General features: G+C 36.7%; 15 protein-coding genes. 9 read left to right on the forward strand and 6 right to left on the reverse strand.

From position 1 onward, the window contains the following. Positions 1-16 precede the first annotated feature (16 nt). Positions 17-2,092 carry a M16 family metallopeptidase gene (locus tag GWK10_RS07370; protein ID WP_164031012.1) on the forward strand — a complete coding sequence of 692 codons (2,076 nt, stop codon included), beginning with the start codon at positions 17-19 and terminating at the stop codon, positions 2,090-2,092. Between the two features lie 30 nt (positions 2,093-2,122). Here the strand turns inward: GWK10_RS07370 and GWK10_RS07375 are convergent, their stop codons facing one another. Then, a complete protein-coding gene (locus GWK10_RS07375; RefSeq protein ID WP_239540725.1) occupies positions 2,123-3,109 on the reverse strand; it encodes a DMT family transporter in 987 nt (328 codons plus the stop codon). Positions 3,110-3,249: 140 nt separating this feature from the next. Between GWK10_RS07375 and GWK10_RS07380 the strand changes: the two genes are divergently transcribed. The 3 genes from GWK10_RS07380 to GWK10_RS07390 all read left to right on the forward strand — a co-directional run bounded on the left by GWK10_RS07380 (position 3,250) and on the right by GWK10_RS07390 (position 4,630). Beyond that, positions 3,250-3,750: a heavy-metal-associated domain-containing protein gene (locus GWK10_RS07380; protein WP_164031015.1), complete on the forward strand. Its 501-nt coding sequence runs from the start codon at positions 3,250-3,252 to the stop codon at positions 3,748-3,750. 17 nt (positions 3,751-3,767) lie between these two features. Continuing rightward, on the forward strand, positions 3,768-4,130 hold the full coding sequence (locus GWK10_RS07385; protein ID WP_449448580.1) for a DUF7079 family protein: 363 nt from the start codon (positions 3,768-3,770) through the stop codon (positions 4,128-4,130). Between the two features lie 74 nt (positions 4,131-4,204). Then, positions 4,205-4,630: a hypothetical protein gene (locus GWK10_RS07390; RefSeq protein ID WP_164031021.1), complete on the forward strand. Its 426-nt coding sequence runs from the start codon at positions 4,205-4,207 to the stop codon at positions 4,628-4,630. A gap of 41 nt (positions 4,631-4,671) precedes the next feature. Here GWK10_RS07390 and GWK10_RS07395 read toward each other — a convergent pair whose 3' ends face one another. Then, complete coding sequence (locus tag GWK10_RS07395; RefSeq protein ID WP_164031024.1) at positions 4,672-4,890, reverse strand: hypothetical protein; 219 nt, start codon at positions 4,888-4,890, stop codon at positions 4,672-4,674. Between the two features lie 73 nt (positions 4,891-4,963). Next, positions 4,964-6,244, reverse strand: a complete 1,281-nt coding sequence (gene brnQ / locus GWK10_RS07400; RefSeq protein ID WP_164031027.1) for a branched-chain amino acid transport system II carrier protein — start codon at positions 6,242-6,244, stop codon at positions 4,964-4,966. A gap of 94 nt (positions 6,245-6,338) precedes the next feature. Between brnQ and GWK10_RS07405 the strand changes: the two genes are divergently transcribed. Continuing rightward, complete coding sequence (locus tag GWK10_RS07405; protein ID WP_164031030.1) at positions 6,339-7,118, forward strand: alpha/beta fold hydrolase; 780 nt, start codon at positions 6,339-6,341, stop codon at positions 7,116-7,118. On the opposite strand, the gene GWK10_RS07410 is transcribed toward GWK10_RS07405, so the two are convergent. The 3 genes from GWK10_RS07410 to thiL all read right to left on the reverse strand — a co-directional run bounded on the left by GWK10_RS07410 (position 7,110) and on the right by thiL (position 10,566). Continuing rightward, on the reverse strand, positions 7,110-8,108 hold the full coding sequence (locus GWK10_RS07410) for a TlpA disulfide reductase family protein (RefSeq protein ID WP_164031033.1): 999 nt from the start codon (positions 8,106-8,108) through the stop codon (positions 7,110-7,112). The genes GWK10_RS07405 and GWK10_RS07410 overlap by 9 nt on opposite strands. A gap of 19 nt (positions 8,109-8,127) precedes the next feature. Next, on the reverse strand, positions 8,128-9,108 hold the full coding sequence (locus GWK10_RS07415; RefSeq protein ID WP_164031036.1) for a Gfo/Idh/MocA family protein: 981 nt from the start codon (positions 9,106-9,108) through the stop codon (positions 8,128-8,130). Between the two features lie 408 nt (positions 9,109-9,516). Further along, complete coding sequence (gene thiL / locus GWK10_RS07420; RefSeq protein ID WP_164031038.1) at positions 9,517-10,566, reverse strand: thiamine-phosphate kinase; 1,050 nt, start codon at positions 10,564-10,566, stop codon at positions 9,517-9,519. Positions 10,567-10,731: 165 nt separating this feature from the next. On the opposite strand from thiL, the gene GWK10_RS07425 reads away from it, so the two are divergent. The 4 genes from GWK10_RS07425 to sufB all read left to right on the forward strand — a co-directional run bounded on the left by GWK10_RS07425 (position 10,732) and on the right by sufB (position 15,324). After that, the gene (locus GWK10_RS07425; protein WP_164031041.1) at positions 10,732-11,979 is read left to right on the forward strand and encodes a choice-of-anchor B family protein; all 1,248 of its coding nucleotides are present in this window, start codon (positions 10,732-10,734) and stop codon (positions 11,977-11,979) included. 1 nt (position 11,980) lies between these two features. Continuing rightward, positions 11,981-13,333: a hypothetical protein gene (locus tag GWK10_RS07430; protein WP_164031044.1), complete on the forward strand. Its 1,353-nt coding sequence runs from the start codon at positions 11,981-11,983 to the stop codon at positions 13,331-13,333. Positions 13,334-13,503: 170 nt separating this feature from the next. Further along, positions 13,504-13,833, forward strand: coding sequence for a HesB/IscA family protein (locus tag GWK10_RS07435; RefSeq protein ID WP_164031050.1), 330 nt, complete (start codon positions 13,504-13,506; stop codon positions 13,831-13,833). A gap of 42 nt (positions 13,834-13,875) precedes the next feature. After that, on the forward strand, positions 13,876-15,324 hold the full coding sequence (gene sufB, locus GWK10_RS07440) for a Fe-S cluster assembly protein SufB (protein ID WP_164031053.1): 1,449 nt from the start codon (positions 13,876-13,878) through the stop codon (positions 15,322-15,324). Positions 15,325-15,378: the final 54 nt, after the last annotated feature.

Genomic DNA, 15,378 nt, shown 5'->3' on the forward strand with positions numbered 1-15,378 from the left:
ATTGAAAACAGAACACATGAAAAGTAAAATCTTAAGTCTTGCATTTCTATTTTTATTTACAATAGTCGCGCAAGCACAAATAGACAGAAGCAAACAACCTGAACCAGGCCCTGCTCCTACCATAAACTTAGGAAAACCATACACTTTTAAGTTAAGTAACGGCTTAAAAGTATTAGTTGTAGAAAATCATAAACTGCCTCGAGTTTCGGCTAGTTTGCGAATTGACAATCCGCCACATCTAGAAGGAGACAAAGCCGGATTATCTGGTTTAATATCTTCAATGATGGGTAATGGTACAACCACTATTCCAAAAGATGAATATAATGACGAAGTTGATTTTCTAGGGGCTCGTATTGGCTTTGGATCTAGTAGTGCATTTGCTTCTTCATTATCAAAATACTTCCCAAGAGTACTAGAATTAATGGCCGATGGCGTAAAAAATCCATTATTAACTCAGGAAGAATTAGACGCAAAACGAGATCAGGCTATCGAAGGACTAAAAGCTGATGAGAAAAATGTTGGTGCAGCGGCAGGTCGTGTTCGAAGCGCTCTTGCATACGGTACAAATCACCCTTATGGTGAATTTGAGACTAAAGAAACATACGGCAATGTAACGCTTGAAGACGTAAAGAAATATCACCGTGATTTCTTCGCAGCAGAGAATGCTTATCTGGTTGTTGTGGGTGATGTGGATGCAAAGGATGTGAAAAAATTAGTGAAAAAGGAATTTCAGGACTGGAGAAAAGCAGCTGCTCCTTCAGTGACATATTCCGATCCTAATAACGTACAGTACACACAGATCAATTTTGTTGACATGTCAAATGCTGTTCAATCTGAAATTTCAGTTGTCAACACCACTGATCTTAAAATGAATGATGCAGATTACTTTCCGACATTAATCGCTAATCAAATTTTAGGTGGCGGTGGAGAAGGTCGTTTATTTCTAAACTTAAGAGAAGATAAGGCCTTTACGTACGGTGCATATTCTAGTGTAGGTAGCAACAAATATGGTAAATCATTATTTAGAGCAGGCGCCACTGTAAGGAATGCGGTGACCGATAGTGCAGTAGTTGAGTTTTTAAATGAGATCAATAAAATTAGAAACGAAAAGGTTTCTGCTGAAGATCTTAAAAACACAAAAGCAAAATATGTTGGTCGATTTGTACGTGCACTTGAGCGCCCACAAACTATTGCGAACTATGCGCTAAATATCGAAATTCAAAACTTGCCAGATGATTATTATGAGACCTATCTTCAAAAAATTGAAGCGGTTACTATTGATGATGTTCAGCAAGCAGCGCAAAAGCACTTTGCAGCTAAAAATGCACGTGTTATTGTAACTGGAAAAGGAAGCGAAATCGCTGAGTCACTTTCGAATATGCGATATGATGGCAAACCACTTCCTATCAAATTTTATGACAAGAACGGAAAGTCGGTTCCAAAACCAGATTTCAATAAAGCAGCACCTGAAGGTGTTACGGCTAAATCGGTACTTCAAAAATATATTGATGCTATTGGCGGAGCTGACAAACTTTCAAAAGTAACTTCTGTTTTAATTGTTGGTGAAGCGAAAGCTTCTGGTATGACTTTGGGTTATGAGTTGCGTAAGACTAGCAAAAAACAATTTTCTCAAGATATTAAAATGGGGGGGAATTCTGTTTCAAAACAAGTTGTCAACAAGGATAAAGGGTACATGATGATCCAAGGTCAAAAGAGAGATATGGATGCAAACATGCTTAATGGCTTTGTAACTGAATCATATCCATTTTATGAAATGAAATTTGTTGATAATGCCAATATCAAATTCGAAGGAATTGAGAAGGTTGATGGCAAAGACGCTTATAAGATTAAGCTAAACGATTCCAAATCGGCTTTATATGATGTTGAAACTGGCTTAAAAGTAAAAGACCTTACCAAAGTAAGTATGGGTGGTCAAACTATGGAAAGTGGTTTAAGCCTTGGTGATTATAAAGAAGTAGGTGGAATAAAATTCCCATTCCTATACAAGCAGTCTCAAATGGGACAAACTATTGAAACTATTGTAAAAGAAATTAAAGTAAATGAAGGAGTAAGCGACGCTGACTTTAACTAATATTACTTTAATGATATCAAAAAAGGAGCTTTAGGGCTCCTTTTTTTGTGCTTTCTTGTTCACTAAATACACGCCACCTAAAATTAATCCGGCTGCCAATATTTGAACAAGCGTAATTCGCTCTCCATCTAACAGTCCCCAAAAAATAGCTACGACAGGCATTAAGTAAGTAACGGATGTAGAAAAGACAGGATTCGATATTTGTATCAATCTATTAAATAACACTTTTGCCAAGGCTGTACCAAAAACCGATAACAAGAGTACATAACCAATGGAGACTAGAACCTTATTCGAAGTCATCACTTCAGTTTTAAAAAAGCCCGTATATATCAAAACTCCCAATGCAAAAGGAACAATAAACAAAAAAGTCCCAGCTGTTAATCCCAATGCATTTAGATTTTGCAAATAACGCTTTACGATATTCACGTTAAGTGCATACATCACAGTGGAACTAATTACAAATAAAGAATAATAGTAGTTTTGGTCAGGATTGATACTCGCTCCTTTGAGAATTAGGATTGCTGTACCGCTTAACCCAATTAGTACACCCAATACCTGCATCCATCCAGTTTTAATTCTAAACAATAAAACGCCCGTTATGATAGTAATTAAAGGCACTAGTGAATTAAGCATAGATGCCACAGCACTATCAATTTCTGTTTCCGCATAAGCGAAGAAAAAAGATGGGAAAAATGTACCTAAAAACCCGGCCAAAATGAGATATTTCCAGGAAGCCTTAGGCATTTCTTTTAATTGTTTATACCCCAAACCAATAACCACAATTCCGGACATGATGATACGCAAAGCCCCTAATTGCATTGCGCTAAGACCAACAAGTCCTTTTTTAATGAGAATGAAGGAACTTCCCCAAATCAACGAAAGGATAATAATTAAAGCCCATTTATTCGCGTAAATCTGTTTGCGGTACTTTATAAATAAAAAAGCAGCAAGTAAAACAGCAATAATTGACTTAATGACTCTCGCGTCCATCCAATCACTAATCGATAAAAGAGTCATAGGCTTAGTTTACAGGTAATTGATTGGCTTTTTTAACAGGCATCAGCCAAATTTTAACGCAAAAGTGGCAATTTTCGCTTGAATTAATAGGCCCATTTGATATAATTTTGTCATATTCGCAAATAGATGGCTAAAAAATCATGAAAAAAGTATTTCCCCTTATGCTTGTAGCACTTTTGGTGTTTACATGCAAAAAACAAACAAGTAATACAAATCCTATTGTAGATAAAAGCACAACTGCCAAAGCTAGTTTTGCTACTACTGAAAAAGCTGAACTTGTTATAAATGGTATGACCTGTGCTGTAGGATGTGCCGGAACAATTCAAAAAAGCCTTGCTAAGGTTGAAGGTGTTCAATCAGTAGAAGTAGATTTTGACAAGAGACTAGCAATGGTCGAGTTCAATCCTTCTAAAATTGAATTAAGCGATTTAGAAAATACTGTTCATAATACCGCTGACTCTTATAAGGTGGTTCTTGCAAAAAAGGTTGACAGTTTTACAAAAGCAGTCGAAAACAAGGAACACACAAAGTGCGCCAAAGATTGCACAAAGGATTGTTGTAAAGACAAAAAAGAAAAGGCTGAAGCGCCAAATGTTTGCGCAGAAACATGCACTAAGGAATGTTGCAGCGATAAACTTTAATTACCTCTGGAGGTTTGATGAAAGAATCGGGCAGAAAACAACTTTGGATCGCCTTGTCAAACTTCTATCTCGATACTGAACTTCAAAATTATCAGTATCTTCATATTGCTGATGTTTGTAAAGAAATACAATGCTCTTTTGAAGAGGCAAAGGAAATCGATCGAACTGAAGTATTCCCTGTATTATATAAAAATTTATTGTCTGTAGCTGGTGTTTGGGATGGCTTTGATGAAGAATGGCTTGTAGCTTGTTGCAGCAAAAACCAGGGTAAAAAAGACCAGCCTTTTTTCAAATTTAAAAACTATATAAAACTGCTAATCGCTGGCGGTCATTTTAAAGAAAACTGGAAGTCTTTTGACCAAATAGTAAACCCTAAATAAACTGAATTTCTGATAGCCTTTTTCAATCAAAAGCAAAAAGTCCTTCTTATTTTTGTGGTAACTAAAAACTCATCATGAAAAACTCATTTTTATTATTAGCTACTTTTCTTCTTGTTTTTGTAAGCTGCAAAAAGAAAGAAGACACTAAAAAAACACCTGAACTTACCCAAATGCAGCGCGTTATGGAAGTACATGACGAAGTAATGCCAGAAATGGGTACCATAGGAAGACTTATAAAACAATTGGAATCACAACCGGACAGTATCAGCAGTAAAACGGAATATAAAAATGCGGTTGCCGACCTAAAAGACGCACATGACTATATGATGACCTGGATGGGGGACTTTAGCAAGCGTTTTGATTATGATGAATCAATGAAAGGAAAACCATTATCGGAAGAAAAGAAAGTTTGGTTAAATGAGGAGGAAGAAAAAGTAAAGATTATGCGCGATAAAGTGGTCAACAGTATCGCAAATGCAAAAACCCTATTAGGTAATTAGTTAAAATAAAAAAGGAGCGATTTAAATCGCTCCTTTTAAAATTACATCGGCCGTCCTTTCAACCGTTTTTCAATCTTCCGCTTTACTACGGTTAAGCGCTTCATCAAATCCATGATTTGCGCGTCGCGATTCTTTTTATATAGTTCATTTAAACTCAAGATCAATTCTTTTACCTCTCTAGAAGCAACTATGCGCTCGCTAGTGGTTTGAAATGATGTTTTTCTCGTTTCGAATTCTTCTGCTCTTGCAATTAAATCCATGTCTTCTTCTGTTAACATTTATGCTCCTAAATTACAATCCAACGCGATTTTGCTAAGTACATTTAACAAATGTTTAGATATTTTTATTTCTTATACTATTATTGATCAAATTGATAACTAAAAATACTGCTAATGAAGGTAATAACCAACCCATGCTTACATCGCCTAACGGAATTTTGGTTTTTATTGATGCCATCTCGCTTCCAAAGCCAATTGTTGAAAGAAAATCAGGCAAACTAAATACAATGGTTGTGATAACAACAGCTCTAAAAACCATCGGTGTTGCCCATTTTTTATTGAGAACATTAAGCAAGATTAATACGATGGTAATTGGATAAATAAACATTAGTGCAGGCACTGCAATATCTATGATATAATGCACATCAAACTGCCCAACTGCTACGCCTAATATGGAACCTATAACAGCAGTTACCTTATAGGCAAAATCAGATTGACCAAATAATCCTTTTATAAAATCTGCCGTTCCTGTTACAATTCCTACTGCCGTTGTGAAACAAGCAAGAGAGACCAAAACCCCTAAAAATACTGTTCCAATATTACCCAACGTATTTTTACTTAAAAGCGTCACTAAAGCAGTTCGGTTTTCGGCATCAACCGCATCGCTATTTAATGCTCCTAATAAAATAAGTCCTCCATAAATAAGTAGCAGACCAAGTCCCGCAATAATACCAGCTTTAGCAATTATTTCCTTTTTGGCAGAAAAGCTTTCCGTTTTAAATCCTAATGAAATAACTATTACGCCACCAACAACAACACCGCCAATAGCATCAAAAGTTTGATACCCCTCGATTATTCCGCTAGTAAAGGTATTATCAAATATAGAAGGTCGCATATCGGGGTAGTCAGCAAAAACCCCAATCCCAATGATGGCCAATAAAATGAGAATTATTGCCGGTGTTAAATATTTACCGACAACATCTAATATTTTAGATCGATTCAATACAAATACCAAGACAAGCACAAAATAGATAGTACTAAACCAAAGACTACCAAAATCAAAATAAGGCTGAATGGCAATTTCATAGGCGACTGATGCTGTACGAGGCGCCGGTAAAGCAATTGAAATTAGATAAACTAATATGCAATAAATTAGTGCAAATAAGGGCGAGATCTTGTTAGCAAAATCCATCATTGTGCCCTGCAACCTTGCATGACCTATAATAGCTATTATAGGAATGATAACGGCGGACAAAGCAAAACCAATGGTCACCCAGGCCCAGCCGCTTCCGGCATTAAATCCTAAAAATGGTGGTAAAATTAAGTTTCCTGCTCCAAAAAAAAGGGAGAATAGGGCGAAGGCGGTCACCCAAATGTGTACTTGTTGTTTACTCATGGAATTTGGTTGTCAGCGACAAGATACAGTTTTGACTTAAATTTTATCAAATTCAGTTTAAATTAGCCGATTTTTGTTTCAATTTTAACTACTCATGACCAACACAATTCCTTATAAAAACATCGATATTCATTACGCCCTTTCTGGAAAAGGACAAGCCGTAGTCCTGCTTCACGGCTTTTTAGAAAATAAGGAAATGTGGCAATTTGCTCATGATGAGTTTTCTCAATCTCATCAAATAATTAGTATTGATTTGTTAGGCCATGGCAAAACTGAATGCCTTTCATCCAATCACCGTATGGAAGAAATGGCTCACGCTGTTAAGGTAGTTTGTAACCATTTAAAAATCGAAAAGGTTTCGATAATAGGGCATAGTATGGGCGGTTATGTTGCATTAGAACTAGCAAAAAATTATCCTGATTTGGTAAGCGCTATTTGTTTGATGAATTCTAATTATTATGCAGATGACGAGGATAAAAAAATACTGCGAAGACGTGCCAATGAAATGGCAAAAACCCAATTTCAAAGTTTAGTTCGGATGTCTTTTGTAAATCTATTTGCACCAAGCAGTACTACCACTTTCAAAAATGAGATTGATTCAGTTTTAAACCAAGCTTTACAAACACCGATTGATGGATATATAAAGGGCCAAGAAGGAATGATTAACCGAAACGATTATTCTGATTTTTTCGCTAAGCTGTCAATCTCTAAAATGGTAATTCTAGGTAAAAAAGACCCCGTTATGCCTGCAGATCCTATTGAAGCGTTTTGTAAGATAAATGCTATTCCTATAAAGGTATTACCAAACGGACATATGTCTCATATTGAGGATAAAAACAGCCTGATCGAAGTATTAAAGACCTTTTTAGTCTGACCCTAAGAGTTGGGCTATCTTGTTATCAAGATTTTCTCCTCTCAAATTCCTACCCACGATAACACCATTCTCATCAATAAGAAAGTTATCCGGAATTCCATTTACGCCATAAATTAAACCCGCTTTGTTCTCGGCACCATTTAATTCGCTTACATGACTCCAAGGTAAATTGTCTTGCTCAATAGCTTTTAACCAATTTTCCTTTTCAGTGTCTAATGAAACCGCAAATACTTCAAATCCTTTTGGATTGTACTCCTTGTAAGTTGCCACTAAATTGGGGTTCTCTTCCCTGCATGGTGCACACCAAGATGCCCAGAACTCTAACAAAGTAAGCTTAGCTCTTACCCGAGACAGCTGTTTTTGTTGTCCGAACTGATCGTTCATTTCAAAATCAATATATGAATCACCAATTTTAGGCTCTTTATTTAAGTCTAAATAGCGTTGAATTTTCTTTCCATACCTAGAAGTTCTATTTTCTTCAGTAAAATTCTCAAATAACTGATTACTCTTTTCTCTTCCCCATGTTGTAGTGTAAATCGCTAGCATATTGGCACTGATAATACTTTCCGGATGATCACGAACAAACTCTTGTTCCGCTTTCATATGATCTTTCTCAGGAATAGAATCCATTTTCGCACTTAGAGTCATACTCAAAGTTTCGGTATCGGAACCCTCAACAATAGCTTCCCTAAAACCTGTAGCCGAAGCATCGAAAGACATCGGTTTATTTTCTAGCCATAAAAACCGGTAGTTGGAATAGTCTTTAGTGTGAAGAACTGTACGGACAACATCTTTTTTAAGATCGAACTTAAACTCAAATGCGTCTTGAGTTACAATACAAGAATCTAATACAGTATTGGAATCAACATCATTGAGGTATAAAGTTGTACCGTCAATAATTCCATTGGTCTTTCCGCTTAGTAAAAAAGTTTCTTCTTCTTTTGCGCATGAAACTATCGCCAACAAGCTTATCAATATGAATTTTTTCATAATGTGTTACTTTAAATAATTAATATTCAAGTCCGATTTTTTCTCTTACAGCATCCAGCAACCTCATTAAATCGGCACTATTTTGGTGTGACCAATGTTCACTTTGTTTTCTGTTACCTCTAATACATTCATGGCATTCTATAATCTCATGTGTATAGCCTCTTCCCAATTTCGGTACTTCAAATTTTTCTGTTTCACCATCCTTAAAAATCGAATATGATTCAGATTGATACCACTGATCATGAATAATAATTTCCCCTTCAGTGCCACTTATTCTAGCCGCGGTCCCGCTATTCGAATTGAAATTACAATATAAAAGCGCTTGTGCATTTGGGTAATCAAAAATCATGGCTGTTTGCATGTCAACACCTGTTATTGGATGAAACTTTGCCGTCGCCGTAATTTCCTCGGGAATTCCCAGAACTGAATAGGCTAAATAAATAGGATAGATTCCTATATCCAATAGGGCGCCACCGGCTAATTTTTTATCAAGAAGCCTGCTTGTTAACGGCCTATCAACCTTAAATGCAAATTGAGCGTTCAGGTATTTTACCTCGCCAATTTCTCTGTTGCTAATTTTTTGTTTTATTTCATTTAAACACGGATTGAATTCACTCCACAGTCCTTCCATAAAAAAGCGATTGCTTTCATCTGCAGTCTTTTCTATTTCCTGAAATTCATCAGCACTAATCGAAACTGGTTTTTCGCATAAAACATGCTTGCCAGCCCGAAGGGCCTTTATACTTATTGCTGCATGAGAATCATGAGGGGTTGCGATATACACAATGTCAACTTTAGGATCTGCTAATAAGGCATCATATGAACCATAACATTTTTGCGCCTTGAACTCCTCCCCAAAAGTCTTCGCCTTTTCTTCTGACCTCGAACCTACGGCATAAAGTGATGCATCTTCAACCAATTGAAGGTCTTCAGCAAAACTTCTTGCAATATGCCCTAATCCGATTATACCCCAATGTATATTGTTAATAAGTTCACTCATTATGTAAGATGAAATATGATTTTTATAGCTAAAGTGTTAAAAAATTACATTAAACCTGATTTTAACTTCTTTTATCTAAAAAAATTTGACACAAATTTGTTAACAAAAATATTTTTTTTACTTTGGTACAACCCTAAACTAAAAGTTACCAAGATTCCCCAAATTATGGAAAAAAGAGCAAACCCCCATCACTTCTCAATTTCCGGCGTAATGTGTTCCGTTTTCGGACACAATTTTAAAGTTACACGTCAAGTTACTCGTCACATTAAAGAATATGAATGTTCGCATTGTAAGACGCAAGCCACTACAGATGTGCGAGGTAATTTAGCTTCGCTAACGAACAAACGAAAAGAGATTAACCAATCACTTTCCGAATTGTATCAAAAAAAGCTTTCAAGAAAAAGAAAGTTAGCTGTCTAATAGTGCATTCCAGCCCTGTGCTTTTAACGGTATTTTAGTATTATTTCTTGTAATTAGGTGATTCCCTTCTTGCTTATCTGCTATATGTCCTATTACCGTTAGGTTTGGATTCGCTTTAATTTTTGGATAATCTTCTTGAGCAATGGTGAATAGTAGTTCATAATCTTCACCTCCGCTTAAGGCAACCATTGTACTATCTATTTTAAACTCTTCGCAAGTAGATATAACTTGTGGGTCTAGCGGAATTTTTTCTTCAAATATATTAACCCCTACTGCAGATTGATCAGCAATGTGAAGCGCTTCAGAAGCTAGTCCGTCACTAATATCAATCATTGATGTTGGCTTTACCTCAAGATCCACTAATAATTGTATAATATCTTTTCGAGCTTCAGGTTTTAACTGACGTTCTATGATATAGCTGTACATATCAAGATCAGGTTGCGACTGCGGATTTACTTTAAAAACTTCTTTTTCACGCTCCAATACCTGTAGCCCTAAATAGGCTCCACCTAGGTCGCCAGTTACAACTAATAGGTCGTTTGGTTTTGCCCCAGATCTATATACTTCATCTCCCTCTTGAACTTGACCTATGGCAGTAACTGAAATAAGTAATCCTTTATTTGATGATGTTGTATCACCACCAATCAGTTCAACATTATATATTTTACACGCTTGTTTTATACCATCGTATAATTCCTCGAGTGCCTCTAAAGGAAAACGATTGGAGACAGCAATACTAACGGTAATTTGACTAGCGACAGCATTCATCGCATAAATATCGGACAGATTAACCATTACCGCCTTGTATCCCAAATGCTTTAAAGGCATGTAGGCTAAATCAAAATGCACACCTTCAACAAGTAAGTCGGTAGAAACAACAGCTTGCTTATCCTTAAAATCGATTACCGCAGCATCGTCACCATTTCCTTTAACGGTCGATTCATGTATAAAATCAAACTCTTTTGTAAGATGCTTTATGAGCCCGAACTCGCCTAGTTCTGAAAGCGATGTACGCTTTTGGTTTTTATCTTCAATCATTTTGCAAAAATAGTCCTATCTCATTTATAATTTAAAATTACAGTAATAAAATAACGTGGTTTTCTTTTGTGTCAATTTGAAGTAGAAGTCCCATTTTGAATTTAGCTGGTTAAAAATCATATTTTTGTCAAAATTGCGTTCTTAATTGTACAATCCTCATTATATATGAAAAAGATACTTCTACTAATTTTCAGTATTATCCTGCTGTTTTCTTGTAACGATGATGATGGCCCTATAGTAAATCCAACTGAAGGCCTGCCCAACAGTGATATGGACTTAATCGGCAGACTAGTATGCGAAAATGGCATGGCTGGCGATTTCCCATGCAATGATTATGATTTGATGAGTAGAGTCACCTTGAGCACGATGAGTGCACAAGGTGGAAACGACGTATGGGGCTGGACCGATACTACTACGGGTAAGGAATATGCAATAATGGGATTGACTAATGGCACCTCATTTGTAGATATTTCTGATGCGGAAAATCCCATTTATTTAGGAAAACTTCCTACTGCAACCTCATCAAGTTCATGGCGTGATATTAAAGTATATCAAGATCATGCTTTTATAGTTAGTGAAGCAAATGGTCATGGTATGCAAGTTTTCGACCTTACCAGATTGAGAGGTGTTACTACAGCAGAATCCTTTAATGCCGACACCACTTTTAATGAATTTGGTAGTGCGCATAACATTGTTATTAATGAAGAAACTGGTTATGCATATCCGGTAGGTGCAGCTAACCAGGACGGATCAAGTAGACTATTTAATGGCGGACCGATATTTTTAAATATTAACGATCCTAAAAATCCCGTTGGCGAAGGTGGCTATGCGATGGATGCTTATAGTCATGACGCTCAAGTTGTCACTTACAATGGGCCAGATACTGATTACTCGGGTAGAGAAATACTTATTGGTAGTAATGAAAATGAAGTGGTGATTGTCGATATTACTGATAAAGCAAATCCAGTAAGCATTTCTAAAATTTCATACCCAAATGTTGGGTATACGCATCAAGGATGGTTTACTGAAGATGAGCGTTATTTTATTTTAGGAGATGAGACAGATGAACAAAACTTCGGATTTGCTACTAGAACAATTGTATTTGATTTTAATGATTTAGATGCTCCTGTAAGAGCATACGATTATACAGGTCCAACACCAGCGATCGATCATAATGGTTATGTAAAAGGTGATACATTCTACTTAGCGAATTACACAGCCGGCGTTCGAATGCTAGATGTTTCTGATGTTGGCAATAGTTTGAATGAAATTGGATTTTTCGATACATTTCCATCAAACAACAGCGCTAATTTTTCTGGGAATTGGAGTGTATATCCGTTTTTTCCAAGCGGAAATATCGTGCTGAGTGATATTGAAGGTGGCCTTTTTATTATTAGAAAAACAGGAATGTAATATGGTATTGTTAAGAAAGATCGGGTTAAGTCTTGCCATCATTGTTTTCCTGATTAGTTGTGAGGATAGTCAATCAGATACAGATACCCTTATTATTGAACCTATTTTAGGAGAAGTTGATTGGCTAAAAACGTTTGGCGGTAGTGATGATGAAACTGCACGGGCAGTCATTGAAACTGCTGATGGAGGGTTAGCCGTTCTCGGTTACACAAAAAGCACTGATGGGGATGTTATTGGAAAAAACACCCCAGTAAATGATTTCTGGTTGCTAAAGTTAGATAATGAAGGAACAGTACAATGGCAGCAAACATACGGAGGTAGTGATGATGATCGGGGTCGCGATATTATTCAAACGTTAGATGGTGGTTATGCCATTGCCGGATACAGCAAAAGTAGCGATGGTGATGCAAGTAATAACGAAGGGCAACACGATAATTGGATTTTAAAATTGGATGCAACTGGCTCCGTTCAATGGGAAAAAAGCTTTGGTTTTTCTGGACACGACCACTTGTACTCTATTCTTCAAACAAATGATGGCGGCTATTTTTTAGGTGGCTTTCTTGACGTTACCGAAAGTAATGGAGAAGGAAGTACAGGAAAAAAAGGAATAAGTACCAGTCACGGTGTTGGTGAATTTTGGGGGCAAAAGTTAGACAGCAATGGAAATTTAGAATGGCGCCGGTATTTTGGCGGCACCAATAACGATAGAATACACAAAGTACTACAAGCTAATGATAGCGGTTTTGTGCTTGTAGGTTTTACAGAAAGTAATGATTTCGATATTACCCAAACCAATGGAAGCTATGATTTTTGGGTGGTAAAAATTGATAATAATGGTGAAATGGTTTGGCAGAAAACCTTTGGAGGCTCTGGACTTGACATTGCATACGGAGCTGCAAATTCACATGATAATGCCTACGTAATAGCAGGACAAACTATTAGCACCGATGGTGATATTACCAATAGCAAAGGAGAATCCGATTTTTGGGTTATCAAAGTGAATGATTCAGGCGATTTAGTGTGGCAAAAAACCTTTGGCGGTTCCGATTTTGATGCTGCTTGGTCCATTAGTCCTAGTGCTGATAAGGGTTTTATAATTGCTGGCAACAGCAAGAGTGTCGATAATGATGTTGCATCCAACCATGGCGAAAACGACTTTTGGATCATCAAAATAAATCAAAATGGTACTTTACTTAACGAAGTAAATACTGGCGGTAGCACGCTGGATTTTGCATATGGCATTACTGAGACTTCCGATGGAAAGATTGTTGCAGTTGGAGACACTGACAGTAACGACCAAGATATAACCGGTAATCAAGGTAAAAAAGACGTTATGATTGTAAAAATTAAGTAGTATTCCTTCGACTACACCCCTTCTAATTGCTACGTAAACTATGGATGAACAATTGATTATCTTCCATAAAGAACCCCTATAATTTCATTTGTTATATATATGTTAGGTTTTTCGATTAAAACCTACTTATAGTGTATATTTGCACTTATTTAGAAGTAATCTAGATTAATATGATTAAAGTTTCTGAAAACGCTCGTAAAAAAGTTGTCGAATTGATGACTGACGATGGTTTTGACAGCTCCACAGATTATGTACGCGTAGGCGTAAAAAGTGGTGGTTGCTCTGGTTTGTCTTACGACCTGAAATTTGATAAAGAACAACACGAAGGCGATAAGGTTTTTGAAGATAATAATGTACGCATTATTATTGACAAAAAGAGCTTTTTGTATTTGGTAGGCACAACACTAGAATATTCTGGTGGACTAAACGGCACCGGATTTGTTTTCAACAACCCAAATGCACAACGAACTTGTGGTTGTGGCGAAAGTTTCTCGCTGTAAGCCGTTCACCTACTAACTTGATAACTTTTTAACTTTGCCCAAATGAGCAAGTATACTGAAGAGGATTTAGAAAAAGATTTAGCAACAAAAGAATACGAATACGGGTTTTATACTGATATAGAATCTGAAACATTTCCTATTGGGTTAAACGAAGATATAGTTCGAGCCATCTCTAAGAAAAAAGAGGAGCCCGAATGGATGACAGAATGGCGACTAGAAGCTTTTAAGGTTTGGAAAGAAATGGAAGAGCCAGATTGGGCCAATGTACATTATGAAAAGCCCGATTTTCAGTCAATCGCTTACTATTCTGCACCAGTCGCAGTAGATCCTAATAAGACATTAGATGATGTAGATCCTGAACTGCTAGCCATGTACAAGAAACTAGGTATTTCTGTAGATGAGCAAAAGAAAATGAACAATATCGCCATGGATATTGTTGTCGATTCAGTTTCAGTTGCTACGACTTTCAAAAAGACATTAGCTGAGAAAGGTATTATTTTCATGAGTATTTCTGAAGCTATTAAAGAGCATCCGGAATTAGTGAAAAAACATTTAGGAACTGTGGTTCCGCAAAAAGATAATTTTTATGCAGCATTGAATTCTGCTGTGTTTAGTGACGGATCGTTCTGTTATATTCCTAAGGGTGTTCGATGCCCGATGGAATTATCGACTTATTTTAGAATTAATCAAGCGGGTACTGGCCAGTTTGAAAGAACATTGGTGATTGCTGACGAAGGTAGTTATGTGTCTTACCTAGAAGGTTGTACTGCACCAAGTCGTGATGAAAATCAGTTACATGCCGCTGTTGTAGAGCTAATTGCTTTAGATGATGCTGAAATAAAATATAGTACCGTTCAAAACTGGTATCCAGGAAATGCTGAAGGTAAAGGCGGCGTTTTCAACTTTGTTACTAAGCGAGGACTTTGCGAGAAGAATGCAAAAATTAGCTGGACACAAGTTGAAACAGGAAGTGCTGTAACTTGGAAATACCCTTCTTGTATTCTGAAAGGAGATAACTCAGTCGGAGAATTCTACTCCATCGCTGTTACCAATAATTTTCAACAAGCAGATACAGGTACGAAAATGATTCACCTTGGAAAAAACACCAAGAGTACGATCATTTCTAAAGGTATTTCTGCTGGTCAATCGCAAAATAGTTATCGTGGTTTAGTGCAAATAAACAGTCGCGCAGAGAATGCTCGGAACTTCTCTCAGTGTGATAGTTTATTAATGGGTAACAAATGTGGAGCTCATACTTTCCCGTATATAGAGGCAAAAAATAAAACTGCTCAAATCGAGCATGAGGCGACAACTAGTAAAATTGGTGAAGACCAAATTTTCTATTGTAACCAACGAGGTATCGATACTGAAAAGGCAATTGCATTAATTGTAAATGGCTTTAGTAAAGAAGTGTTGAATAAACTTCCTATGGAGTTTGCTGTAGAGGCTCAAAAATTATTAGAAATAAGTTTAGAAGGATCTGTAGGATAATTGCGACTGAGAAATGTCATACCGAGCGCAATCGAGATGTAATCAAACTGAACG

The organism is Spongiivirga citrea, from assembly GCF_010671565.1.
Classification (GTDB): Bacteria; Bacteroidota; Bacteroidia; order Flavobacteriales; family Flavobacteriaceae; genus Spongiivirga; species Spongiivirga citrea.